General features: G+C 37.0%; 26 protein-coding genes and 4 pseudogenes. 14 read left to right on the top strand and 16 right to left on the bottom strand.

Translation table 11 applies throughout. The features are described 5' to 3' along the window. The 6 genes and pseudogenes from AC0IWE_RS26310 to AC0IWE_RS26285 all read left to right on the top strand — a co-directional run. Window positions 1–182: hypothetical protein (locus tag AC0IWE_RS26310; RefSeq protein ID WP_471795368.1), on the top strand; the 182-nt coding region annotated here is incomplete at its 5' end. Between the two features lie 337 nt (window positions 183–519). Beyond that, entirely contained in the window at window positions 520–693 is a 174-nt protein-coding gene (locus tag AC0IWE_RS26305) for a DUF3606 domain-containing protein (protein ID WP_200912259.1), read from the top strand. Window positions 694–703: 10 nt separating this feature from the next. Continuing rightward, window positions 704–3,401, top strand: a pseudogene (ligD, locus tag AC0IWE_RS26300) (DNA ligase D). Window positions 3,402–3,448: 47 nt separating this feature from the next. After that, entirely contained in the window at window positions 3,449–3,745 is a 297-nt protein-coding gene (locus AC0IWE_RS26295) for a Dabb family protein (protein WP_055904545.1), read from the top strand. Between the two features lie 167 nt (window positions 3,746–3,912). Then, window positions 3,913–4,110 (top strand): hypothetical protein, encoded by a 198-nt coding sequence (locus tag AC0IWE_RS26290; RefSeq protein ID WP_471795367.1) that lies wholly within the window; start codon window positions 3,913–3,915, stop codon window positions 4,108–4,110. Window positions 4,111–4,148: 38 nt separating this feature from the next. Next, window positions 4,149–4,643, top strand: a complete 495-nt coding sequence (locus AC0IWE_RS26285; protein WP_471795366.1) for an RICIN domain-containing protein — start codon at window positions 4,149–4,151, stop codon at window positions 4,641–4,643. 57 nt (window positions 4,644–4,700) lie between these two features. Here AC0IWE_RS26285 and AC0IWE_RS26280 read toward each other — a convergent pair whose 3' ends face one another. The 4 genes from AC0IWE_RS26280 to AC0IWE_RS26265 form a co-directional block, all read right to left on the bottom strand. Beyond that, the gene (locus AC0IWE_RS26280) at window positions 4,701–5,063 is read right to left on the bottom strand and encodes a TonB-dependent receptor domain-containing protein (protein WP_471795365.1); all 363 of its coding nucleotides are present in this window, start codon (window positions 5,061–5,063) and stop codon (window positions 4,701–4,703) included. A gap of 61 nt (window positions 5,064–5,124) precedes the next feature. After that, complete coding sequence (locus tag AC0IWE_RS26275; RefSeq protein WP_471795364.1) at window positions 5,125–6,423, bottom strand: TonB-dependent siderophore receptor; 1,299 nt, start codon at window positions 6,421–6,423, stop codon at window positions 5,125–5,127. Continuing rightward, the gene (locus AC0IWE_RS26270) at window positions 6,350–6,610 is read right to left on the bottom strand and encodes a hypothetical protein (protein WP_471795363.1); all 261 of its coding nucleotides are present in this window, start codon (window positions 6,608–6,610) and stop codon (window positions 6,350–6,352) included. The genes AC0IWE_RS26275 and AC0IWE_RS26270 overlap by 74 nt, the downstream gene beginning before the upstream one ends. Continuing rightward, window positions 6,552–7,205 carry a carboxypeptidase-like regulatory domain-containing protein gene (locus AC0IWE_RS26265; protein WP_471795362.1) on the bottom strand — a complete coding sequence of 218 codons (654 nt, stop codon included), beginning with the start codon at window positions 7,203–7,205 and terminating at the stop codon, window positions 6,552–6,554. Before AC0IWE_RS26265 ends, AC0IWE_RS26270 begins: the two co-directional genes overlap by 59 nt. 159 nt (window positions 7,206–7,364) lie before the next feature. Here AC0IWE_RS26265 and AC0IWE_RS26260 point away from each other — a divergent pair, with 159 nt between their 5' ends. The 3 genes and pseudogenes from AC0IWE_RS26260 (at window position 7,365) to AC0IWE_RS26250 (ending at window position 10,941) form a co-directional block, all read left to right on the top strand. Continuing rightward, a complete protein-coding gene (locus AC0IWE_RS26260) occupies window positions 7,365–8,534 on the top strand; it encodes a DUF3095 domain-containing protein (RefSeq protein ID WP_471795361.1) in 1,170 nt (389 codons plus the stop codon). Between the two features lie 72 nt (window positions 8,535–8,606). Next, window positions 8,607–10,001: pseudogene (locus AC0IWE_RS26255) on the top strand (NAD-dependent succinate-semialdehyde dehydrogenase). Window positions 10,002–10,011: 10 nt separating this feature from the next. Continuing rightward, the gene (locus AC0IWE_RS26250) at window positions 10,012–10,941 is read left to right on the top strand and encodes an NADP-dependent oxidoreductase (RefSeq protein WP_471795360.1); all 930 of its coding nucleotides are present in this window, start codon (window positions 10,012–10,014) and stop codon (window positions 10,939–10,941) included. An 88-nt stretch (window positions 10,942–11,029) separates the two neighbouring features. Here AC0IWE_RS26250 and AC0IWE_RS26245 read toward each other — a convergent pair whose 3' ends face one another. Both AC0IWE_RS26245 and mgrA read right to left on the bottom strand, forming a co-directional pair. Further along, window positions 11,030–11,971, bottom strand: coding sequence for a cation diffusion facilitator family transporter (locus AC0IWE_RS26245; protein ID WP_463493872.1), 942 nt, complete (start codon window positions 11,969–11,971; stop codon window positions 11,030–11,032). 229 nt (window positions 11,972–12,200) lie between these two features. Then, window positions 12,201–13,190, bottom strand: a complete 990-nt coding sequence (gene mgrA / locus AC0IWE_RS26240) for an L-glyceraldehyde 3-phosphate reductase (RefSeq protein WP_471795359.1) — start codon at window positions 13,188–13,190, stop codon at window positions 12,201–12,203. 400 nt (window positions 13,191–13,590) lie between these two features. Here mgrA and AC0IWE_RS26235 point away from each other — a divergent pair. Together AC0IWE_RS26235 and AC0IWE_RS26230 are read left to right on the top strand one after the other, a co-directional pair. Beyond that, window positions 13,591–14,393, top strand: a pseudogene (locus AC0IWE_RS26235) (aldose epimerase family protein). Next, entirely contained in the window at window positions 14,356–14,763 is a 408-nt protein-coding gene (locus tag AC0IWE_RS26230) for an aldose epimerase family protein (protein WP_471795369.1), read from the top strand. Before AC0IWE_RS26235 ends, AC0IWE_RS26230 begins: the two are co-directional and overlap by 38 nt. 73 nt (window positions 14,764–14,836) lie before the next feature. Here AC0IWE_RS26230 and AC0IWE_RS26225 read toward each other — a convergent pair. Next, a pseudogene (locus AC0IWE_RS26225) lies at window positions 14,837–15,503 on the bottom strand (HAD family hydrolase). A gap of 203 nt (window positions 15,504–15,706) precedes the next feature. On the opposite strand from AC0IWE_RS26225, the gene AC0IWE_RS26220 reads away from it, so the two are divergent. Then, window positions 15,707–16,330 carry a Crp/Fnr family transcriptional regulator gene (locus tag AC0IWE_RS26220; RefSeq protein WP_471795358.1) on the top strand — a complete coding sequence of 208 codons (624 nt, stop codon included), beginning with the start codon at window positions 15,707–15,709 and terminating at the stop codon, window positions 16,328–16,330. 2 nt (window positions 16,331–16,332) lie between these two features. Here AC0IWE_RS26220 and AC0IWE_RS26215 read toward each other — a convergent pair whose 3' ends face one another. Beyond that, complete coding sequence (locus AC0IWE_RS26215; protein WP_471795357.1) at window positions 16,333–16,971, bottom strand: phosphatase PAP2 family protein; 639 nt, start codon at window positions 16,969–16,971, stop codon at window positions 16,333–16,335. A 503-nt stretch (window positions 16,972–17,474) separates the two neighbouring features. Here AC0IWE_RS26215 and AC0IWE_RS26210 point away from each other — a divergent pair. Continuing rightward, window positions 17,475–17,975 carry a very short patch repair endonuclease gene (locus AC0IWE_RS26210; RefSeq protein WP_471795356.1) on the top strand — a complete coding sequence of 167 codons (501 nt, stop codon included), beginning with the start codon at window positions 17,475–17,477 and terminating at the stop codon, window positions 17,973–17,975. 5 nt (window positions 17,976–17,980) lie between these two features. Here the strand turns inward: AC0IWE_RS26210 and AC0IWE_RS26205 are convergent, their stop codons facing one another. Then, window positions 17,981–18,331 (bottom strand): hypothetical protein, encoded by a 351-nt coding sequence (locus AC0IWE_RS26205; protein ID WP_463493884.1) that lies wholly within the window; start codon window positions 18,329–18,331, stop codon window positions 17,981–17,983. Between the two features lie 269 nt (window positions 18,332–18,600). On the opposite strand from AC0IWE_RS26205, the gene AC0IWE_RS26200 reads away from it, so the two are divergent. Next, on the top strand, window positions 18,601–19,293 hold the full coding sequence (locus tag AC0IWE_RS26200) for a lysoplasmalogenase (RefSeq protein WP_471795355.1): 693 nt from the start codon (window positions 18,601–18,603) through the stop codon (window positions 19,291–19,293). A gap of 35 nt (window positions 19,294–19,328) precedes the next feature. Here AC0IWE_RS26200 and pbpC read toward each other — a convergent pair whose 3' ends face one another. The 7 genes from pbpC to AC0IWE_RS26165 form a co-directional block, all read right to left on the bottom strand. Then, a complete protein-coding gene (gene pbpC / locus AC0IWE_RS26195) occupies window positions 19,329–21,701 on the bottom strand; it encodes a penicillin-binding protein 1C (RefSeq protein WP_471795354.1) in 2,373 nt (790 codons plus the stop codon). A 394-nt stretch (window positions 21,702–22,095) separates the two neighbouring features. After that, on the bottom strand, window positions 22,096–22,362 hold the full coding sequence (locus AC0IWE_RS26190; RefSeq protein ID WP_471795353.1) for a hypothetical protein: 267 nt from the start codon (window positions 22,360–22,362) through the stop codon (window positions 22,096–22,098). A gap of 64 nt (window positions 22,363–22,426) precedes the next feature. Further along, entirely contained in the window at window positions 22,427–22,636 is a 210-nt protein-coding gene (locus AC0IWE_RS26185; protein WP_471795352.1) for a hypothetical protein, read from the bottom strand. A 150-nt stretch (window positions 22,637–22,786) separates the two neighbouring features. Further along, window positions 22,787–22,999: an alpha-2-macroglobulin family protein gene (locus AC0IWE_RS26180; RefSeq protein WP_471795351.1), complete on the bottom strand. Its 213-nt coding sequence runs from the start codon at window positions 22,997–22,999 to the stop codon at window positions 22,787–22,789. Between the two features lie 16 nt (window positions 23,000–23,015). Beyond that, complete coding sequence (locus tag AC0IWE_RS26175) at window positions 23,016–23,192, bottom strand: hypothetical protein (RefSeq protein ID WP_471795350.1); 177 nt, start codon at window positions 23,190–23,192, stop codon at window positions 23,016–23,018. A gap of 413 nt (window positions 23,193–23,605) precedes the next feature. Next, window positions 23,606–23,896: a hypothetical protein gene (locus AC0IWE_RS26170; RefSeq protein WP_471795349.1), complete on the bottom strand. Its 291-nt coding sequence runs from the start codon at window positions 23,894–23,896 to the stop codon at window positions 23,606–23,608. 26 nt (window positions 23,897–23,922) lie between these two features. Further along, a partial coding sequence (locus AC0IWE_RS26165) for a hypothetical protein (RefSeq protein ID WP_471795348.1) occupies window positions 23,923–24,526 on the bottom strand: 604 nt, incomplete at its 5' end.

Below are 24,526 nucleotides of genomic sequence, written 5' to 3'. Positions count from 1 at the left end.
TTTGCCTGTACTTCGTTGGGTTGTCGAAAGCCGATATTAACCAGGTCTACCTCGCTAACACCACTGGTTTTCGCATTTATCGTGAAACACTTTCGCGTTTTTCGTGCGCCGCTTCACCCCGTGGTTGGCTGAAGATTGTACATTCATCATTTCTATACCCGGTGTGGGCATTTGGTATATAAAAGAAAATAATAAAGCCCTAAAAAATGTTTTATTGCCAATTTTACTGTTCACCGCCTGTAATTTCCCCTTATTGCTTTTTCCAACCTATGCAAAAGCACATCGCTTATCGTTAGCTATACTTAGCTTCCCATATTTTTTGGTGTGGTTAAGAATTATTTACAATTCAACCAAAAATAGTTTCGCCTTTGCAGAAGAAACAGAACCAGAAATGGTATCTGCGCTGATAGATTAAGTTTAATTTTTATTTTTTTTAGGTTTTGATATCCGTTTGCATAAACGGGTATTAAAACCTTTTTTGTTTTTAAGCTGTTTTATAGCTGTCTAATCAAAATTATTATGGATGATAAACTAAAAAACGGAAATGCTGATCGCACCAGGATCAACATCAATGAAGGTTATGAGCTAGATTATTGGTCGAACAAATTTGGCGTAAGCAAAGATAAACTCAAGGCAGTTGTAGAAACCGTTGGTACCTCTGCGCGTGCAGTTGAAGATTATTTAAAAAAATAAAGAAGTAAATATGAGTCTGGAAAAATATGTTGCCAAGCGTGATTTCTCTAAAACTGCCGAACCTAAATCGGGTAAAAGCAATGATCGGAATAAGTTACATTTTGTGATTCAAAAACATGATGCATCCCGTTTGCACTATGATTTCAGACTCGAAATGGACGGTGTATTAAAAAGTTGGGCCGTACCAAAAGGCCCTTCAACCGATCCAAAAAACAAGCGTTTAGCCATGATGGTAGAAGACCATCCTTATGATTATAAAGATTTCGAAGGCATTATCCCTCAGGGCGAATATGGCGGCGGAACAGTTATTGTATGGGATGAAGGCACTTATGAGCCAATTGAAGCCATTAAGGGAAAAAAAGCACAGGAGGAGCATCTTTTGGGCCAGTTAAAAGATGGCTCATTAAAAATAAAATTGAATGGAGAGAAGCTTCGCGGAGAATTTGCTCTTGTTAAAACCCATGGCATGGGCGAAAACGGCTGGTTGCTAATTAAACATAAAGATGATTACGCCTCTACAAAAGATATAACAAAAGAAGATAAATCTGTTCTTTCGGGAAAAACCATTGAAAAAATGGAGACAACATCAGATAAAGTTTGGAAAGAAGGAAAAGAGCAGAAATTGAAACCCGAAAAAAAAAGACTGAGCAAAATACCACCAAACAAACCAAGCCGGTTGGAGAAGAAGCTACAGTTGATGTAAAGGCAATACTTAAGAAAGCAACAAAGTCGGCGATTCCAAAAAATATTAAACCCATGTTGGCCACATTGGTTGATGAGCCATTTGATGATCCAAACTGGCAATATGAGGTAAAGTGGGACGGTTACCGCGCTTTGGCGTTTATCAATAAAGGTAATGTCGACATATTTTCAAGAAACAATAAATCCTTTAACGAAAAATTTTATCCAATCTATGATTTGCTTAAAGATTGGAAAATTAATGCCGTTATAGATGGTGAAATCCTGGTGTTAAACGATAAAGGCATATCCAATTTTGGTTCATTGCAGAACTGGAGGAGTGAGGCCGATGGAGAATTGGTATTTTATGTTTTCGATATTTTATGGTACGAAGGCAAAAACCTGATGGAACTTCCTTTGTACCAACGCCAGGCCATATTAAATGAGGTACTCCCAACTGACGATGACCGCGTGCGTTTAGGGAAAGTTTTTAAAGCAAGTGGCGTTGATTTTTTTCATGCCGCCGAAAAAATGGGCTTAGAAGGGATTATTGCTAAAAAAACGGACAGCAACTATGCTACAGACCGAAGATCAAAAGAGTGGCTTAAAATTAAGGTGCAGAAACGGCAGGAAGTGGTAATTGCAGGTTTTACCAAAAACGAAGACACTTCAAAATCATTCAGCTCATTATTGTTAGGGGTATATGAAAAAGGGAAATTGCAATATGTTGGTAAGGTAGGTACAGGTTTTTCTGATAAATTACAAAAATCAATGATGGAGCAATTTAAACCCCTTATTGTTGATAAAACCCCTTTCGAAAATATTCCCGATGTAAATAAACCTTCACGTTTCAGGCCAAACCCACCAAAAGCAAAAGCCACCTGGCTTAAGCCCGAACTGGTATGCGAAGTGGCCTTTACGGAGGTTACTGATGATGGTGTATTCCGTCATCCTTCCTTTCAGGGAATGCGCGAAGATAAAAAAGCCAAAGATGTAATCCGCGAGGAAGAAACAGCAACCGCCGAAATTGTGGCTGACGATAAAAACGATGATCAGCATGCTAAAGCAATTACACCACCAAAAGGAAAGCAGCCCAAAACACTTTTAAACCCTAAAGATGAAACTCAGGTAAGAAAAATTAAAGGTCACGAACTGAAGTTTACCAACCTGAGTAAAATTTACTGGCCGGAAGATAAGGTGACTAAAAGAGACATGTTTAATTACTATTATCAGGTAGCAGAATATATAATGCCTTATTTAAAAGACCGGCACGCAGTCGACTCAACCGCTTTCCCGGAGGTATACATGGCCCAAGCTTTTATCAAAAGGATGTAAGAGGTAAAGCTCCTGATTGGGTTAAAACCTTTCCGTACGAAACCAGTGATGGAGAGAAAAAAGAATATCTGGTTGGCACAGATGAAGCATCACTGTTATGGATGGCCAGTTTAGGATGTATCGAAATGAATCCCTGGTTTAGCCGTGCGCAAAGTCCAGATAACCCTGATTATTGTGTTATAGATTTGGATCCCGACAAAAATACCTTTGATCAGGTAATAGAGGCAGCACTCGAAACCAAAAAAGTATTGGATGCCTTGGATGTACCAAGTTTTTGCAAAACATCAGGTTCAACAGGTATGCACATATATATCCCCTTAAATGCGAAATATAGTTACGATCAAAGTCAGATGTTTGCCAAGATTGTGGTTAACCTTGTTCACAACCAAATTCCCGATTTTACTTCGCTTGAACGAATGATTGCTGCCCGTAAAGGTAAAATGTATCTAGATTTCTTACAAAACAGGCCAGGGGCAACCATTGCAGGGCCATATTCTTTACGACCAAAAATCGGAGCTACGGTATCTATGCCTTTGCACTGGGATGAAGTAAAACCAGGTTTGAAAATGAAAGATTTTAATATTTTTAATGCAATCGACCGTTTAAAAGTTGAAGGCGATTTATTTAAAGGCGTATTGGGCAAAGGAATCGACCTGAAAAAGGCAATTGGTAAAGCCAAAAGTGTTTTCGGATAAAACATTAATCTTTTGGACCTTTCCTTATATTTGAAAAAAAATAAAAAATGATCGCACACCACGTTTTATTCTGGCTTAAAGCCGATACCACAGATGAGCAAAAAGTTGCTTTTCGCAATAGCTTACAAACATTAGAAAACATTGAAGTTGTTAAAACTTTTCACATTGGCGTACCTGCACCAATTGAGCGCGCTGTGGTAGATACCACTTATACCTTTAGCCTGTTGTTGTTGTTTAACGATCTGGCTGCACATGATGTTTACCAGGTACACCCTTTGCACAAGGCTTTCTTGGATGAATTTAAGGTTTATTTTGATAAGGTGATCATTTACGACGCCGCCTAAATAGCATGCCTCCGAACTATTCGGAGGCATTTTTGCTTAAAACGTTTTCCGCTATAATTGCTGACAAAAGCTACCAATTTGTATCCCTGTTACTTAATAATAAGTAATTTGTGATCCTTCAAAACCAAAATCTTTATGATTGCGTAAATATTTCAAATGGCAATCTCATGGAAAAAACCCCTACATTAATTAAAAGAGCATCTATTAGCGTAAATCTCTTGGATAGCATTAGAATTAGCGATTTATTAGCTGATGAATATGGAAAATCAGGTAAAGTTTGTGAAATCGAAAAGATTAAACGCCATGGCGAATTTTATTATTATTTTAAACTGCTCAAATCAGGTACCATACTGATTATTCTTTAGTCCTCAATTCAGCTTAACAAATTCATTATATTAGCGTTATGAGAAAATATCTTGTAGCCATAGGTTTTGTATTGCTAATTAATTATGCTGGTATAGCGCAAACCATAAAAGGGAATTACGCTATAAAAAATGTTCAAACCGGGCAATTGCTGAGGGTAAAAGATGCCAGCAATAAAAATGGAACACCTTTAGTGGCTTACGATCCGCAAAATTGGAAATGTATGACCTGGAATTTTATCAACATAGAAGGAAATAACCACCAGTTAAAAAATTTATTAACCGGAAAAACCTTTCAACCCAAGCAAGCTGATATTGCTTTGGAAGAACAGCCTTTAGCTTCAGGCAATAATAAGCAGCAATATGAATTTGAGCCTGCCGGAAAAGATACTTACCTGATTATGCTTAAGGGAACTGAGCTGTACCTCACACCTGAAGATAAAGAAGGGAAAAGCAATTCTGCCATTATTCTGGCAAAAAAATCAAATACAAAAGATCAGCAATGGACGATCTATGCACAATCTCCCACCATGTAAAACTAAAAAAGCTTCAAATCTACCAATCTGAAGCTTTTTTTAATTGTTTTATAATGCTTAAAATTTATAAGATAAAGTTGTCATAAACTGGCGTGGTGGAATCGGATTCACACTGTAGTTTTCATGCACAAAATAGTTTAGCTCGTTGGTAATGTTAGAAATCTTTGCCAACAATGAAATTTTTCTCCAGTTGTAACCGGCAGATAAATCAAAAGTGGTGAAAGCACTTAACGGAATTAACCTGCTGTATGCTTGTATTTTTGTGTCGTTGTAGCCACCATTACGTGCACCTGTGTAATAAGCTGAAGCACCTAGTTTTAAACCTTTAACACTTCCTTCCTGGAAAGTATAAAATAAGGTACCGTTGGCTGTGTTTTTGGTAGAACCAACCAATCTTTGGCCTTCTACTACACCACCCAATGTAACTGTTCTTGTATCGTTTGGCTTAGTAGGTGTTGGTGCTGGTACGGTAAAAACTGTTTTATCCCGGGTTTCGGTGTAGCGGATAAAAGTTATAGCTATAACCAGCTATAAAGTTCAATCCTTTAACAATAGTACCGGTAATATCAAGTTCCAAACCATCACTCAATGATTTTCCGTTAAGTTCTTTGATATTTGTATCACCATTTGGTGCGCCTTGAGCATTAATTAACGCTTGCTGTGCAAATTTATCATTGGCAATTCTATACCAGGTTAAATTAACCGATAACCTGCCTTTAAACAGATCGTTTTTAACACCAGCCTCATATTGCTGCAAAGTTGATGGGTCTAAAGGAGCTAAATTAATATCCGTTCCGGTATTTTGAACAAAATTGCTCGAATAACTGGCATAAATAGACGTAGTTTTTAAAGGTTGATAAATTAAACCAAATTTTGGAGTAAAAGCACTTTCAACTTTAGAATTATTTAAGCTGTTTACACTTAAAGTTTGTACACCTGTTGCTAAAGTTGTTGTAATCGTTCTTGGTGTTTTTTGGAAAGTATAGCGTACACCTGCAAGTACTTTAAACTGATCAGTTATTGAAACTAAATCCTGTACAAAAGCTCCCATGCGGTATAATGGAGCAAATACTTCCGAAATTGTATTTACTGTAGGCTCAATTCCTGAACCGTAATAAGTTGAAGGGTCAAGTAAGTTTACATTACCATAATTAAAACTGGTTAAGTTATTGTTGAATGTAAACCCGCCACTTGTAGTACGCGATTGATCAGCATCTGCACCAACCAATAAAGTATGGGTAATGTTTCCGGTTTTAAAATAACCATTTAAGTTTATCTGCTCATTATAAGTAAACTCTTTCGTTTTAGAGCGGGTTACATTACGGGCAGCAAAGCCATAAGGAAGCGGATTTGTAGCTACTTTAGTATCTGCAAACGGGCGTTCAGCACTAAAATAATTACGGTTGTACGATTGTAAGTTGGCCAATATGTTCAGCTTCCAATTATCATTAAATTTATGGTTTATGTTTAGCTGCGAAGTAACTGTGTTTGTTTTATTGTATGCCCATGGCGCATTTACGAAAGCTTTTCGGCCTATATCTGCAATCTGATTTTCAACCGTTCCTATACCAAAATCGGGTGTCATATTGCTCTTTAAATAATCGCCTTGTAATAAGATGTCTGTTTTATCGCTAATTTTATAAAGTAAAGATGGATTAACATAAATCCGGTTAGAATTTACGCTGTTTCTAAAACTGGCCGCATCTTCATAAGTACCAATTACCCTGAAAGCTAAATTTTTGGTAATCGGGCCATAAATATCTCCTGTTGGTTTGTACATGTCTGTAGCTCCCTGCACGCATGGAAACTTCGCCACCATACTCAAATTTTGGTTTTTTTGTTACCAAATTAACTACTGCTCCACCGCTTACACCACCATAAAGCAATGCTGCGCTTCCTTTTAAAACCTCAACCGATTCTAATGTACTCGTTTCGGGCATGCCACCACTGGTTGCACGCAGAGCCATTTTTAAATACGTTGTTTGCACCTAAACTATAACCGCGGGCAAAAAAAGTTTCGCCACTCACTGAACCACGATTTTCACCAAAAGCAACCCCGTTTACGTTTTTAAGCACATCACTTAAGCGGTTGGCTTGTATATCGGTAATCACCTGGTTTCCGATAATCTGTACGGCTTGTGGTAAATCCATTGGTGCAATTGCTATTTTACCCAGGTTTACCGGCTTTCTGTTGGGTGTTTTGTAACCATTAATGGCAACCTCATTTAATTGTGAGGAAGATTCTGCAATGGTAAAATCAGCATTTACGTTTTGGCTAGCTGTAATGGTGATTGATTTTTCTTGCGCAGATATTCCAATAGCTGATGTCTTAATAGTGTAAGTGCCCGGAGCTATATTTTTGATGGTAAAATTACCTTTTTCATCAGTTTGAGTAGTTTTGTTTGTGTTTTTTAATCCAACACTTACATATCCGGCCGGATTGCCATCACTTGTTTTAATTGTTCCGGAAACCGAGCCGTTTTTATTTTGTGCCATTGTAGTTACTGCGAAGAACAGAAACAAGGCTATAAAATTTAAAAAGAAGGTAAATTTTCTATCCATTTTTATTTAGATTAATTCTTAGTTGGCGCAAAGGAACTATTTTTGAAGCGGATTATCAAAATTATTTTTATTTATTCTAAATAAGATTAAAACATTAGCCTGTATTAAAAAATACGCTATGTGGTGGAATGCGTATATTAGAATGTTCTAAATCGAATTATGCCAAGTAATCAAGACCATTTTTATTCAAATCTTGCTGTAAATAAAATTCCTTTATCGCAGTTATTGCTAAAAAATAACTTGTTCAAGGAAATACCTGAAGAATGGCATGTAATTATTACCGATATAAAAAGTTCAACCGTGGCTGTTAATTCGGGGCTGCACGAAACCGTAAATTTAATTGCTACAGGAAGTATTGTTACAGTGCTCAACATTGCTTTTAAGGCCAATATTCTTGTTCCTTTTTTCTTCGGTGGTGATGGAGCCACATTTATTGTTCCGGCCAGTATGGTAGCTGAGGTAATGAAATCGTTATTGAAATACCAGGAAAACACCCTGCAAAATTTTAATCTTGATTTAAGGGCCGGAATTGTTGCAGTAGAAAAAATATACCATAAAGGCCATCAACTTAAAATCAGCAGATACAGCAATTCAGGAACACTTTCCATTCCCATTGTTTTAGGCGACGGACTTGCCTATGCAGAGCAAATTATCAAGGGAGATGATTACCTGTTATCTGGCCATGATCCATCAAGCGATGAAATAGATTTAAGCGGTATGCAATGCCGCTGGGACAAAATTGAACCACCCGAAAATAGTGAAGAGGTGGTAACACTTATCGTAATTGCGCAAAAATGTGCTGAACAAGCAGAAGTGTTTAGTAAAGTTATTCGTCATCTCGATCAGATTTATGGTACCGCAGAAAAACGGCAGCCAATTTCTGTATCGAAACTTATTTTTAGAACCAGCTTTAATAGTTTGGGTAAAGAGATGAAACACCGTTTAGGTAAGGTGAAAATTTTCGAATTGATTAAATCCTGGTTCATCAATGTTTATGGCTACATCTACTTTAGAACCGAAAGCGGTAAAAATTATCTGAAACAACTGGTAGAAATGTCGGATACATTGGTAATTGACGGAAGAATTAACACGGTGATTACCGGAACAGAAAAACAGCGTTTGGCTTTGCAGAAAGAATTGGATAAAATTGAAAAAGATGGCCGCATTTTATATGCCCTTTATGTAAGTGGCGAATCGATTATGTCGTGCTATGTTAGGGATTTAGATGATGATCACATTCATTTTGTTGATGGTGCTGAGGGAGGTTATACGCAGGCCGCCAGCGTGTTGAAACAAAAAATAAAGGATAAATTAGTCGTAAATGAATAGATTTTGGAAAAACCCGGCTAAGATCAATCATTCCATATAGCGGTAATATTCAAATAAAAAACACAATCTCAAATGCTTATTTGTTGTTATCAAATGAGCATTTCATCGGTAAACCCTGTAAATGGGGCAATCATTAAAACCTATCAGGAAGATTCGGAAGAATCAATCAGTCAGAAAATAGAGCACGTTCATCAATCCTGGCTAAAATATAAAGATACAGACTTTAAAAGTCGTGGCAATTTACTCTTGCAGGTATCTAAACTATTAATTGAGCGTAAAAACCACCTGGCCGAACTTATGGCCTTAGAAATGGGAAAACCATTAAAAGATGGTGTAGCTGAGGTACTTAAGTGTGCATCGGTTTGTGAGTATTATGCTAAAAATGGAGCTGAATTCCTTTCCGATCAGATAGTTAAAACAAGTGCAGCCAAAAGTTATGTCAGTTTTCAACCCATTGGGGTAGTGCTGGCAATTATGCCCTGGAATTTTCCTTTTTGGCAAGTATTCCGTTTTTTAGCCCCTGCACTAATGGCCGGCAATTGTGGCGTTTTAAAACATTCTTCGGGCGTTACCGGCTGCGCAATCGAGATCGAAAAAGTAATTGTAGATGCAGGCTTTCCAGCCAATGTTTTTAAAACACTGGTTTGCAGCAGCAAAGCCATACCGAAAGTAATCGAAAATCCATACATCAAAGCAGTTACCCTAACGGGAAGTACCGAAGCTGGGCAAAAAGTAGCCGAACAGGCCGGGAAATTAATTAAAAAAACTGTTTTAGAGCTCGGTGGGAGCGACCCTTACCTCATTTTAGGAGATGCTGACTTAGAAAAAGCAGCCAAAATTTGTGCTAATGCCAGGTTAATCAATAACGGCCAAAGTTGTATTGCGGCCAAAAGATTCATTGTGGTAAAATGTGTTGCCGAAAAATTTACACAACTGTTTAAAACAGAAATGGAAAGTAAAACAACTGGCGACCCTTTAAAGGAGGAAAATGATTTGGGACCAATGGCTTCGAGCAGAGCTGCGGGATGAATTGCATCAACAAGTTTTGAAAAGCATTGAACAAGGCGCAAAATGCATTTTGGGGGTGAAATTCCAAAAATGGATGGCAAACATGCTTATTACCAGCCAACAATATTAGTTGACGTTACAAAGGGCGTACTGGCTTATCATGAAGAGATATTCGGGCCTGTAGCCGCTGTTATCACTGCAAAAGATACTGAAGATGCCATCAATATTGCAAATGATACCAATTTCGGATTGGGTGCAGCTGTTTTCACAGAAAATTTGGAACTGGCGGAAGATATTGCCAGGAACAAACTGGCCGCTGGTTCTTGTTTCGTAAATGAGGGAGTGAAATCTGATCCGGCTTTGCCTTTTGGTGGCATTAACCAATCTGGTTATGGTCGCGAATTGGGAATGTTTGGCATCCATGAATTTGTAAATATTAAAACTGTTTATATTAAATAATTGAATACATATGAAAGCGATAAGAATCCATGAGCATGGCGGCCCCGAGGTTTTATCAATTGATGAAATACCGGTACCCCAACCTGCGGCAGATGAAGTGTTGATTAAAGTACATGCTACAAGTGTAAATCCGGTAGATTGGAAAATAAGGGAAGGACTACGGAAAGAAAAATTTCCTTCAAAATTACCGCTTACATTGGGCTGGGATGTTTCCGGAACGATAGAAGAAATCGGTAATAAAGTAAGCGGTTTTAGAAAAGGCGACGAGGTTTACGGCAGGCCCGACCCAACAAAAAATGGCGCTTATTCCGAATATATTGTGGTAAAATCGAATATAATCGGGTTTAAGCCTACAAGCATCGGGCATACAGAAGCAGCAGCGGTACCCTTGGCTGGTTTAACGGCATGGCAAGGACTTTTTGATCATGGATTGTTAAAAGCGGGGCAAAAAGTGTTGATTCACGCAGCGGCTGGTGGAGTTGGCACATATGCCGTTCAATTTGCCAAATGGAAAGGTGCACATGTAATCGGCACCGCCTCAAGCGCAAACATAGATTTTTTAAAACGTTTGGGTGCCGATGAAGTAATTGATTATAAAATGGAAGATTTTGAATCTATTTTAAGCGATGTTGATCTTGTACTGGATACCATAGGTGGAGATACACAGTTAAAATCCTTAAATATCCTTAAAGAGGGCGGGCGCGTAATTACCACTTTAATGCCCGAATTTACTGCAGAGGCTAAAGCGAAAAAGCTTCATTTAACGGGTTTTATGGCACAATCTATCCCAGCTCAGTTGGCAGAAATTGCAGCATTGATCGATTCAGGAAAAGTTAAACCCATTATAGAGAAAGTTTTGCCTTTTACCAGTGCAAGGCAGGCCCAAACCGAAAGTGAACAGGGCCATACCCGTGGAAAAATTGTTTTGCAGGTGATTTAACTCAAAAGTTTGGTGTTTATTCAACACTATATCAAAATAAATTTAAATGGTTCAATTGGTGTGTTTATTGCATACCAATTGAGCTGTTTTACTCCAGGTAGATATCTTTGCTAACATCCCGCTCTACTACATTTGCAGATTGTGGCTGAATGATCACAAATTTGATAATAGTATACTCTGATTTAATTCTATCCCTCAACCGATCGATAGCATTGGTTAAATCTGTTGTATTTAAATCCGCTTTAAAGGTAAGAATGAGCACCAATAACACCTCTTTTGGTGATTGATATTGGGAAAGGATACTGGTAACAGTTATTACATCACCATCATTTTCTACCAACTCTTTAATCTTCTGTTGCGTTTCGGTTGTTAATCCTTCACCCATCAGCAAACTCCTGCTTTCTCTTGCCAGGATAAATGAAACAAAAATCAGTAGTGTGCCAACCAAAACAGAAGCTAATCCATCTAAAAATGGCATATTGAGGTTATGGCTAAGCACCATGAAAATAAATACAATTAATAAGCCCAATACGGCTGCACCATCTTCAAACAGTACCAAAAAACCCGATGGATCTTTACTTTTAATAATGGCTTTCCACCACGGTAAACCTTTCCGGGTTTTGTCAAATTCTTTCATGGCCACGATCAGTGAAGCACCTTCGAAAATAAACGACAAACCCAATACCACATAATTCCACGTAGGGTTGCCCAATGTTTCGGGATGGCGTATATGTGAAATGCCCTGAGAAATAGATACTACGCCACCAAGTCCAAAAATCATGATGGAAACAATGAACGACCAGAAATACAATTCTTTCCCGTAACCAAATGGGCGGGATTTATCTGGTGGTTTAACGCTTCTTTTTAAACCATAAAGCAATAATAATTGGTTGCTCGTATCAACGGTGGAGTGGATGCCTTCGGCAATCATTGATGAGCTATTGGTAAAAGCGCCTGCAATAAATTTGGTAACTGCAATTAATAAATTGGCCGCTAAGGCACTATAAATAGAATTGTTGGCTCTTGCCATAAATTTAAGAAATGTAAAGGATTTATTTCTTAAACGATTTTTATGAGATTTGGTTTTAAATCGAAACGTTTAACAAAATCGTTATCTCGTAAAGGCTTTTTTGGCAAAAAAGCAATCTTAAAATCACAACCCGTGTGCGCTTTAAGATTGCTCCATGCTTGTAAATAAAAACGCTCTACCGAATCATCCATTGCCAATTGCCTGTCAATGGGTTTAATTTAGGGTGCTTCTAACTTAATATTTCATCAATCAGCTGTATTTCAGCAGCACTAAATACTATGTTATCTAAAGCTTTAATTGAATCTGTAATTTGTTCTGGCTTGCTGGCACCTATCAATACAGTTGTAATGCGATTGTCTTTCAATATCCAAGATAAAGCCATATGTGCTAATTTTTGTCCTCTTGACTTTGCTACCTCATTCAACTTGCCAATTACTTCCAGTTTTTCGGGCGTTATGTTACTTTCTTTCAAAAACACACCACTGGTTGCTACTCTCGAATCGGCAGGGATACCGTGCAAATATTTATCGGTAAGCAGCCCTTGCGCCAAAGGAGAAAATGGGATACAACCTACACCATTATCTGCCAAAACAGCTAATAAACCATCTTCTACCCAGCGTTCAAACATCGAATACTTTGGCTGGTGGATTAAACAGGGTGTGCCATTATCTTTTAAAATTTTAATTGCTTTTGCAGCTTCATCGGCTCTGTAATTTGAAATACCCACATAAAGCGCTTTTCCTTGCTGAACCATTAAACTTAATGCGCCCATGGTTTCTTCAAGTGGTGTTTCTGGATCGGGGCGATGGTGATAAAAAATATCAACATAATCCAATTTCATGCGTTTTAAGCTTTGATCCAAGCTCGAAACCAGGTATTTTTTTGATCCCCAGTCTCCATAAGGGCCATCCCACATGGTATAACCAGCTTTACTTGAGATAATCATTTCATCACGATACCCTTTAAAATCTTCGTGTAAAATTTTTCCGAAAACTTCTTCAGCAGAACCTGGAGGCGGACCATAATTATTGGCTAAATCGAAATGGGTAATTCCATTGTTAAAAGCAGTATAGATTAAATTCTTGCTATTTTCAAAAACGTTTACATGTCCGAAATTATGCCATAAGCCCAAAGATATAGCTGGCAATTTGATGCCACTGTTTCCGCAACGGCGATAAAGCATTTTATCGTAACGGTCTGTTGAAATTTTTTGATTCATATTTGGGGTTTGATTGCCACAATAATAATCAGTTTAAGCGGATTTTAATTAAAAATGCCATAAAATTTATGTCTTAAACAATGGTGATTTGCGAAATTCTTAATCGGGAGGGGTTTCCGCTTAATGTGCGCTTGTTTCTTGCCGAACCAATAGCCGGCTTTATAACAAGAAAAGATGTAAATTTAATGAGGGGATAAAAAATGGTAATGAAACATGTAGGTAAATTTAATGTTTCTACATTTTGTGATCACTAATTCTACAAATCGTCTCATTGAAGTGGTTAAAGTAAATTATTCTTTACTATGTGCATTTTGAATCTTCTAAATCGTTTTATTTGTAAAGTTAAGTGATATACTTATATTTAAAAACTTAAATAATTCTAAACCAAGTATTCCATTTTATGAAATTAAAATCATTAGCGGGCTTCGGCGTTTTAGCTGCAATTGGATTTGCATCTTGCCAATCTGAAACAAAAAAATCTTCATCAACTGATAGTTTAAAAAGCGATTCTGCCGCAGTTGTAAAACTTGTTGCAGATTCCTTTAAAAAAGAAATTGATGGTAAGCAAACTGCCCTTTATACCTTAAAAAATAAAAATAATGCTGAAGCCGTTTTTACTAATTATGGTGGGCGCATAGTTAGTTTACAGGTGCCAAATAAAGATGGAAAGCTGGTAGATGTAGTGGTGGGTTTTAAAAGTGTAAATGATTACGAAAAATCAACAGAACCCTATTTTGGAGCAACAATTGGAAGGTATGGCAACAGAATAGCTAAGGGTAAATTTACGCTGGAAGGAAAAACGTATTCATTGTTTACCAATAATGGACAAAATACGCTCCATGGCGGCAAAAAAGGCTTTCAATATGTGGTTTGGGATGCTACACAACCCAATGCAAATACTTTGGTGCTTCATTATTTATCAAAAGATGGCGACGAAAATTTTCTGGTAATTTAGATGTTAAGGTTACTTATACACTTACTGATGACAATGAATTGAAAATGGATTATGAAGCTAAAACAGATAAAACAACGGTTGTAAATTTAACAAACCATGCCTTTTTTAATTTAAATGGCGATGGAAGCGGTGAAATTTTAAATCACGAAGTACAAATCTATGCGGATGAATATACTCCTGTTGATTCGACATTGATTCCTACCGGCAAAAATCGAAAAAGTTGCAGGAACACCCTTCGATTTTACTAAAGCAACTGCCATTGGTGCACGCATAAACGATAAAAATGAGCAATTAACTTTCGGAAAAGGTTACGATCATAATTATGTACTGAATAAAACAAAGGCAATGGGCATGTTTCATGCAGCTACGGTTAAAGGAGATAAATCGGGAATTGTAATGGATATTTATACACAAGAACCTGGTTTACAGTTTTATAGCGGAAACTTTATGCAAAGCAAAAACACATTTAAAACAGGTGCTAAAGATGATTTCAGAACAGCTATTGCGATGGAAACCCAACATTTTCCAGATTCTCCAAATCAACCAGCATTCCCGTCTACCGTTTTAAAACCCGGGCAGGTATATAAAACAAGCTCGATTTACAAATTTACCAAATAATCGTTTTGGCGATCCCTACATCTCAATGATGATAACATGAGTATGCGGCCTGTAGCAATACGGGCCGTATTTTTTAAAAAAGATCCTGCAATATAGGATCAGTATAATCTTCTATAAAAGCGATGATATTATTATAAGCACCAAATTCTTCTTTGGTATGCATGGTAGTTAATGCTACACATCTCATCCCTGCATTTTGTGCCGCTTCTACACCTTTTGGTGCATCTTCAAATACAATACATTCATCAGCACTTATACCTAAAATTTCTGCTCCTTTAGTAAAAGTTTCAGGGTCAGGTTTACTGTTTACTACATCTTCAGCACTTACAATTGTTTTAAAATACGAACGGATATTTAAGTTATCCAACACAAAATCAATGTTGAAAGGAATAGCCGCCGAACCAATTGCCATTTGGATACCTGATTGTTTTGCCTTTTCCAAAAAATCGCCCAAACCTGCAATTAAGGTTAAGTGCTTTTTGTAAGCTGCCTGGTACCTGTGCGCTCTTTTTCGATAGAAATCTGATCAATTTGTTCTGTGAGAAATGACCAACCCCAAAAACGCGTTCCAAAAGATCCTGATTTTTTCCATACATCTGCTTTTTAACAGCATCGAAACTGATACTTGCACCTAAATCCTGTGTAAGGATGTTGTGCCATGCATGATTGTGAAAAGCCATGTCGTTAATCATGGTGCCATTAAGATCGAAAAGAAAAGCTTTCGGTTTATTATTAGTCATGACAACAAAACTATCAGATTTTTTTTATGATTTTGTCAAAACATGGTTATCATGTTAAAATTTAACAAATAATCTATTTTTCTAATTTAAATTAGGTCTAAAGTACAAAATTAATTCTCCACAACAGTAATTTTTAGGCGGCTGCATTCGTTTTGATATTTGGAAATCCCGTATACAAGTAATAGCTTGCATCTTATTACCAATTGGGACATAATGTTATGACTGCTGCCAATCATGAAAGTGATCTTTTAATTAGTTATCTAAATGGATTGCAGCCGCTTAGCAAAGAAATTGTCGACCGCGCAAAAGCTGAAACATTTAAAATCTCTGTCCGTAAAAATGAAATCCTCCCTTATGTAAATGATATTGAGGGAGATTGTCTTTTTTTTATTTTAAAGGGCTTGGTAAGGGGCTTTATTGTTGATGAAGGCAAAGATATTACTGCCTGGTTAACGGCCGAAAATCATTTAATCGGAAGTATCCGAAATCCGGGTACACATGTGGCAACTTACAAAGAACAATATCAGGCATTGGAAGATTCAGAGTTGCTGATACTTCCTTATCGTTTTATCGACGAAATTTATGTTGAATTCCCTGAAACCAATATTTTAGCCCGTAAATTGTTGGCGATACATTATCACCAGTCTCAGGAACGTTCCATCCTGTCGCGTATTCCTTCTGCAGAAGCCCGTTATAAACAGTTTAATGTTGGGCATCCCACAATAAAATCGAGGGTTCCACTCAAGTTTTTGGCCAGTTATCTTGGCATGCGGATCGAAACCCTGAGTAGAATCAGGAAGAAAAACAAACCCGAAAAAGAAAAGTAATGTTATGCTTTTTTCTTGTTGAAATAAAAATAACATAGCGGAAAAAGACAGATTAATCCCAATAAAAAGCCTCCTACAGTATCTGTAAACCAATGTGCACCAAGGTAAATCCGTGATGGAGCAATGGCAAAAACCAGAAACGCTGATAGGTAGGTAACCACATTTTTAGTCACTTTAGGAATGTTTTTAGCTGTGTTCATGATGATTATCAAAAATCCGAAAAAGAGTGTGTACGAAAGCACGTGTCCGCTTGGATAACTTTGAAAACGGTTTACTTCCACTAACCGAACATAAAATGCAGTAGGGCGGGGGCGGTTAATTATATTTTTAATGCCCAGGATAATTAGTCCTGAAAGTAAAACAGTAGATATAAACATGCCTTCACGTTTATATTTTTTCCAGTAGAATATACCAGCTACAATTAAAACTGAAAGCAAAGAATAGGGGAGTTCGCCAAAAAAACTAATGGCCAGCATTACCTTATCCAACCAATCTGCATGAAATTGCTGAATAAATAAGGAAATTTTAATGTCGAAAGCTAAAATAGGATGGTTTGCGATAAAAATACTTAAAAAAGTGAATGCAGCTATAAGAATAATTAAGGCTACAGTAAGTGTATTGCGTTTTAAAAAAGTGGACATAGGCGGATCGAAAACCAAAACTATGAATTTTAAACTAAATGATACAAAATATAGATTTTTTAAAGCTTAAAATCCCTCATCATCCAGCATGATCTATATAATTTATCGAGTACAGCATACGGAATGTTCATCTTTGTTGATTTATTTATCGGTTATCCAGTAGAATAAAAAATACAGTCTGCAAAAAATATTCATCAAGGAAATAAAACTATTCATCAAGGAAATGCACCTATATGTATAACCTGTTATGAAATATGGAAAGGAATTCTAATCTTCACAGTAGATAATAAGGATATCTATGCTTACGAGGTCGGCAGGATTAATTTCCTGCCGACTGAAGAGGCACCAAAATCGACATTTTTCCTAAAATAATAGCTTTGTATTAACGCTCCAGCCAAGCCCACCTCCTAAAAACTAGGAGGGGCCTAGGTTGATTAGATTTCTCTTTTTTTTAGCCAAATATTTTTGTTAAACAAATTGCTTTTTTGAGGGGTTTCTTAAATATGGAATCAAAACCATATCCTGAGGAATCGATTAAAATACCACGCTTTGAAGAGCGCGCTGGTTTTTATACTACATCCAAAAGGAGTAGTAATATGGCCAAGATTAAGGCAAAAAATAGTTTGCCCGAGTTGAAACTGAGAAAAGCACTTTGGGCAAAGCGAATCCGTTTCAGAATTCATCCAAAAAATATTCCTGGCAAGCCTGATCTCATCATCAATAAATACCGGTTGGCCATATTTGTAGATGGAGATTTTTGGCACGGATACAATTGGGAAGAAAAGAAAAATGCTTTAAAAACAAATTCTAAATTTTGGATTCCAAAAATTGAGCGGAATATGCAAAGAGATCAACAAATTAACCATCAGCTAAATGCGAAAGGTTATACTGTAATGCGGTTTTGGGAGCACGATATAGAAAAGAAACTGGCCAGTTGCGTTAATCAGGTTTTACTTTATGTTGAGGCTGCCAAAACAGCCATCATACCTCGTTTTGATGGTTAATAAAGCTATTTCACTATAATCTGTTTCGGATCAGTTACCACAATCTGTTTTTTTCCTTTAAACTCGCTTACAATTCCGGTTACACAAATTTTATTTCCCATAAACATTGTTGAAGGCTCAGAAGGGAATTTGCCGATATCTTCTTTATTTACCACAACAGTAATCAGTTCTTTTGGAAAGGCACCACCCAAATTAATCAGGGTTAGTTTATCCAGGGCTTTTGTGCTGTACACAGAATCGCAAATGGTTACATTTTTACCTAAATAATCAGCAGCATCTTTAGCCAACACTAAGGTTTGGCTTTTTGCGTAAAATGCTACGCCACAAAGCAAAAAAAGGAGAGATAATTTTTTCATAAATGGGATAATTTTAATGAAAATGGTTTAACAAAGGTAAGGTGAATTTAATATAAATCAAGTGTTATAAAAAAACGGGTAGAAATACCATGTGTGAGGGGTTTTATGTCAACCTTAAATTTAGTAAATTCTATTATTTTCGATTTAATGCGTTTTAGGTAGTTTTGGGTTTTAGTAAATTTGTAAATGATACGAAGTAATTTTTGTCGCTATTCAGTTAATATCCGTAATTTGCTTCTTTAATTTGCAAAAGGCAAACCCTAATTCTGATGAAAACCAAGCTATTTTCTTTTATATTTTTCTTAGTGTTTGTAATTCAGTTATATGCAGAATATGCCAATAATGTTAATCTGCGTAATTTTTCAAAACCGCTCATTGCAATAGTGCTTTTGGTTTGGCTTTTCTTGAGTACAAATCTGAAAGGCCGTTTTCATAAAAGAATTTTTACTGGATTAATTTTTGCATTGGTGGGAGATATTTTGCTGATGCTGCAAAACGGTAAACCGAGTTTTTTCATTTATGGACTTATTGCTTTTCTAGTTTGCCATATCTTTTACATCAGGGCTTTTACACTTGATCATAAATCCAATCCAAGTCATAAAACGCCATATTTTTTATGGGCTGTTGGCGCATTTGCAATATATTGCTCAGGTTTGTTTTTCTATTTGCAACCAAAGCTTGGGGCAATGCAATTTCCGGTATTAATGTATGCAATTATCATCTGCATCATGGTGCTTATGGCCGTTAACCGTTACGGAAAAGTGAATATTTTTAGCTTTAAACTGATTTTATACGGGGCACTTTTTTTCCTGTTATCAGATAGTGCATTAGCGGTAAATAAATTTGCGCAACCCATTCCACAAGGCGGGGCTTTAATTATGGCCAGTTATATGATTGCGCAGTATTTAATTGTTTATGGAACAATATCCCGGCAACTTGTGGTTACCAGAACCGAAATTTAATTTATCGTGTAGGTGATATAAAGTCATGATATTAATTATTTCTTCTCCTTATCTAAAACTGTAAAAACCTGTACCAACCTTTCCCCATTTTCATCCACTAAAGTTAAAGTATGTTTACCTGGTGCCGGACTAATAGCCAATTGATGAAAATTTGTTGTTGTAGCTATATATTCATTATCAATATGCCAGTAAATTTTCGAACTCGAATTCCGATGTGCTGCGTTTAATACAATTTTTCCTCTGGTGCCATCCAGTTCAATAGGAATATATACAATAGCGTTATTTTTAGGGTATATTACTTCCATTACACTGTTTCCTCCCACGGTATTGCACCCTTCTTTAAAAGGCGGAAGGTTTTTATAATCGCTATTTTTTATTTTATAGTAATATTCCATCGCGGGTGGTAAAATAAACCAGCTTTTGTGTTGCATATTGGTAACACTTTCACATTGATCGGTAACCCTGTAACTTCCCGATTGATCCAGATGAACTAACTTGTGATAAGGACAAACCGACGTTTTTTCTCCCGCAGATGGAACCATTTCTTCATTAACGTTTGTGCAATATTCGCCAGCTTTATAACCACTTTGTTTGCATATTTTAATTTTTTTGAGTTTGGTTACTGGTGTTTCAAACCATTTCCCGTTGGGTAATAATCTAAAAATATCGAATAAAACAGGTGCTGCAGCTTCAATGCCTACCAAGCCTGGCCTGCCTTCGCCATCGGCATTTCCTACCCATACGCACACTACATAATTGGGTGTCAACCCTACCGCCCAGGCATCACGGAAGCCGAAACTGGTTCCTGTTTTCCAGGCTACTCTTTGCGAGGAAGAAAATTGTTCCCATAAACCTTCATCTCCAGGACGCATAACTTCCTCCATCGCATTAAAGGTTGCCCATATCGAACCATGATCTAAAAAGGAATTGCGTTGATAATCTTTTTCTGCTTTTTCATTCCTTTTAAAATAGGTGGCAGGTTTGTAATCTTCGGGATTGTAAAGTCCTTTATAGGTGTTAAAATGATTTAGCGTGCGCACCATACCCATATAAGTATTGGCAAGATCCCACATTGTAACTTCACTGCCGCCCAATATTAATGATAAACCGTAATGATCGGCAGGTTGATTTAAAGTGCTTATTCCAAGTTTTTTTAGCTTATCGTAAAAACGTTCATATTTGTATTGTTGTAACATTTTTACTGCAGGGATATTTAATGAGCGGCTTAATGCTTTGTCTGCAGCAATAGCTCCATCATATCCCAGATCATAGTTTTGAGGTGAATAACCTGCAATCTGAGTAGGGATATCTGGGATTAAAGTGTGTGGTAAAATATAGCCATCATTCATCATACTTGCATATAATAACGGCTTTAAGGTGCTCCCAGGACTACGTGGAGCTTTAATCATATCTACATGACTTTGCAAGTCGGCATTTTCCGGTTGATAAATATTTCCTACGTAACTTACTACCTCTCCCGTTTTTGCATCAAGTACCAAGGCCGATATATTGTTGATATCGTTTGCACGATAGCGGTTATTGTACCTTTTTAAAATGGCATTTACCTTAAGTTGGATATTTTCATCCAAAGTGGAGGTGATTTTAGTTGAAAAGAGCGCTAAACTTGCTTTTTCGGCCTTGAATCGGTTTAAAAGGTGCGGTGCATTTTGAGGTAAGGGCATGGGTTTGCCTGGAACAGGTTCTAATTTTGATAAATTGGCGGTTGCCTGATCAATGTATTTTAATTGAGCGAGTTTATCCAATAGATCGTTCCTTTTTTTTATCAATCGTGTGGCGTTTTTACCTGGATGCACCAACGACGGACTGTTTGGGAGAACTGCCAACGTTGCCATTTCCCCCCATGAAAGCGTTTTTGCATTGCGGCCGTAATATCGCCAGCTTGCTGCTTCCAATCCTACCACATTGCTTCCAAATGGTGCATTTGCAGCATATTGACCAATTATTTCTTCTTTAGAATAAGTTGTTTCCAAACGAATGGCTAAAATTACCTCTAATAACTTTTGCCAAACTGTTCGGTTTTGTTTCCGCGACAGGCGGATTACCTGCATGGTTAATGTACTTCCTCCACTTACCACACTCTTCGCATTCCAGTTTTGCCGCATTGCCCTGCTCATGGCCAAAAAATCGATGCCGATATGGTTGTAGAACCGCTTATCTTCAAAAGCGATAATACAATCCTTAAATTTTATGGGTACGCTATCTGCAACCGGAAATCGCCACTGCCCATCGCTTGCAATTGCAGCACTAAGTAAATTACCATTGCTGGCTTCAATTACGTAGGAAGTTGGAGTTTTGAATAGTTTAGAAGGTAGTGAAAACAGAAATGCCAAAAGCAAAGCAAAACAAATGAGATCGGAAATAAGGAATGCTTTTGGAATTTTGATCATTTTGATTTTTTCTGTTGCAAGCTAGGGGGGCTAAAACCTATTAGGTTTAAACTAGTTAGATTTCGGTCGGTGGAGACATGGACCGAGGCTTCTTTTTTTATTTTATGCCGTGGTTGGTATTCTTTTAAGTCATGGTGAGCCAAGTTAACCTATTGATTTTAATTATAAACACTCATCTAACTTCTCGATAAGTCATTTATTTATTTTCATAAAATAGCGCAATGTGGAATAGATAAAGTATTTGTTCAGGGCTTGGGTTTTATGGATATGATCAATGCGGGCCTTAAATAATATTCAATCAAATTATTTATCAAGTGCTTTATTTAACAATGCTTCAAAAACTGGCTGAAAATATGTTAAAACTTTATCATTTATTAGTTTATAATTTTCTTTATCAATGCATCATCAAATTTTTGATTTTGTAACTATTTGTTAGAACTACTTTAAAATCACTGCTTCCTTTCAAATACCTAATTATTGAAAAGTTATAGAACAATATCGGTCGCTTATCATACATACTCAATGTTGCAATACCAAAATCATGATGAAAGCCATAAAACATTTGCATTGGGTCTGCCATTTTATAAGAATTTTTTTTTCTAATTATTATAATTTGATCTAGGTTATTTTTAATGCAGAACTCTTCTGCATAAGCAACCATTTTTTTGTATTTATATCGCCTATCAAAATATTCAAGTTCTTTTAAATCGAAATTTTCAAATCGTTCATTTTGAAACGTTTTGCTTATTTAAATAAGCAGTTAAATACGTCAATACATTAAAATCTAGATCATTTTCTGCAAGTACCTTTGGATTTAATGCCCCTTTTAGGTAAACATAACCCATTTGGTAATTAATGTCTGATACGATTCCGGTTTTTTGTGCAATGGAACACAACGGAATGAGAAAAATTAAAATTGTAAATATAGTTTTCATTTTACTTATTTCTATTTATTTCGCCAAAACCGATCTTATCTTATTAAGCTGTGATTTGTATGTTGACGAATCATCAAATAGGTTTAAACTTGTTAAATTTCGGTCCGTGGAGACACGGACCGAGGTTTATGTTTCTTTACCCAATTTATCCTACTTCACCACCTGTACCCATTTTCCTGCTTCCGTGGCTGAAATGTCATTGTTGTACATGGCTTCACATTGTACTGCCGATAAATAATACTTACCAAGATAAGAGGCATTAAGCAATACTTTATAAACCAGACTTTCGCCTTCTCTTACATTGAAATAAGTGAATACTCGATCATCCCTGATATCCTGATAAGTAAATGGCGATGAAGCCAATATACTTTGGTTATCATTAACACGGGTATTGATGATTTCCCATCCCGAAGGGAAACTGTGTCAATGCCATTTGTTCATAATAGCCCATTCTGCCTGGATTTTTTACTGTTACTTCTGCATAAAAATCGGTGCCTTGCTTTAAAGTTGTTGGATCTAATACTTTACCATTTAAACGTTTGTAAGTTCTGTTCATATCTAAAACCTCAGGTCGGTTAGGCAAAAAGTTATTCTGGCCAGCCACTGGTTGTCCTTCCAAAACCAAACGAACAAACAATACATTGTTTCCGTTATTCGTTAGAAGCTGTGTTTCCTTTAAAAGTTACTGGTGTACTGTTTAGGTATTGATTGGAATTTACAGGCGCAGATTTACCATCCAACACATATTGATACTGCAGTTTATTTGCGGATTGGTTTGATCCACAAAATTTAGCAATAGCCAGTAAACGTTACGCAGTTGTTTGCGTACTGTACCACGCGTTTTCGCCCAGTTTGGCGGCTAAAGGTTGTAATAAACTTGCTGCCTTGCCTTTTTGACCTAGCAAAGTTAGGGTTTCTAAAATCATAGCTTCATCACGAACGTCAGAACCATAAGTTCCGCCAAGTTGTTTATAAGCCTGGATTGAAGTATGAAACCTCTGACCATATTTTGAGCAACATCATTTTGTCCAGCAAGTTTATATGCAGCAGCCAATCGCCATTTTGCGGCAACAGATAAGTACTCAAAAAGATTTTAAGCGGTTCATTGCTGCCATTTCTGGTTTTTCTAGCGAATGCCAGCATGTACAAACCATATGCTTGTGATAAATCACCGCCATAAAAATTATTACTATTAGGTGCCCAGTTTGCTGCTTTTGATTTTTGAAAGCGAAAAAGTTCATCTAAGAGGCCAACAGGCAAGGTATATCCGGCATTTTGTGCTTCAACTAAGAAATGGCCAGCGTAATTGGTTCCCCACTCGTCAGAAGTACCTTCTCCTGGCCAGTACGATAAGCCACCGTCAGTAGTTTGAAATCCCTTAATTCTATCTCGATCCCGGCTTTGATGTTTTTCTCAGTTGTGGCTTTTTGTTGTCCATTTAAGGGGCTTAATCTATCCAGAAATAGTTGAGGGAAAATGCCGGAAGTTGTTTGCTCAATGCAACCGTGTGGATATTGAATCAAATAACTCAATCTTTTGCCAAGGTTGATTGCCGGGATTGAAGAAACCTCAAGTGAGCCAGAGTTTGTTCCGGCCATGCCGATAGGTAAATAGTTAACCGCCCATTTGGTATGAGGTTGGCACGGTTGCCAAACCACATTGGTTATGTAAGGATTAGGATTTCGGATGTCCATTTCCACATCATAATCTGTCCTTTCACTACCACTTTGTGCAATCACTTTTACTGTGGCAAAACCAACTGGTGTTAGCGATGAAGCGGCGCACGAAAAACGCGAAAGCGTTTCACGATAAATGCGAAAACCAGTGGTGTTAGCGAGGTAGACCTGGTTAAATACCGCTTTCACAACTGAACGAAGTACAGTACATAAC

The sequence above is a fragment of the Pedobacter sp. AC402 genome, assembly GCF_979252805.1.
This window is presented reverse-complemented; position numbering and strand designations above follow the sequence as displayed.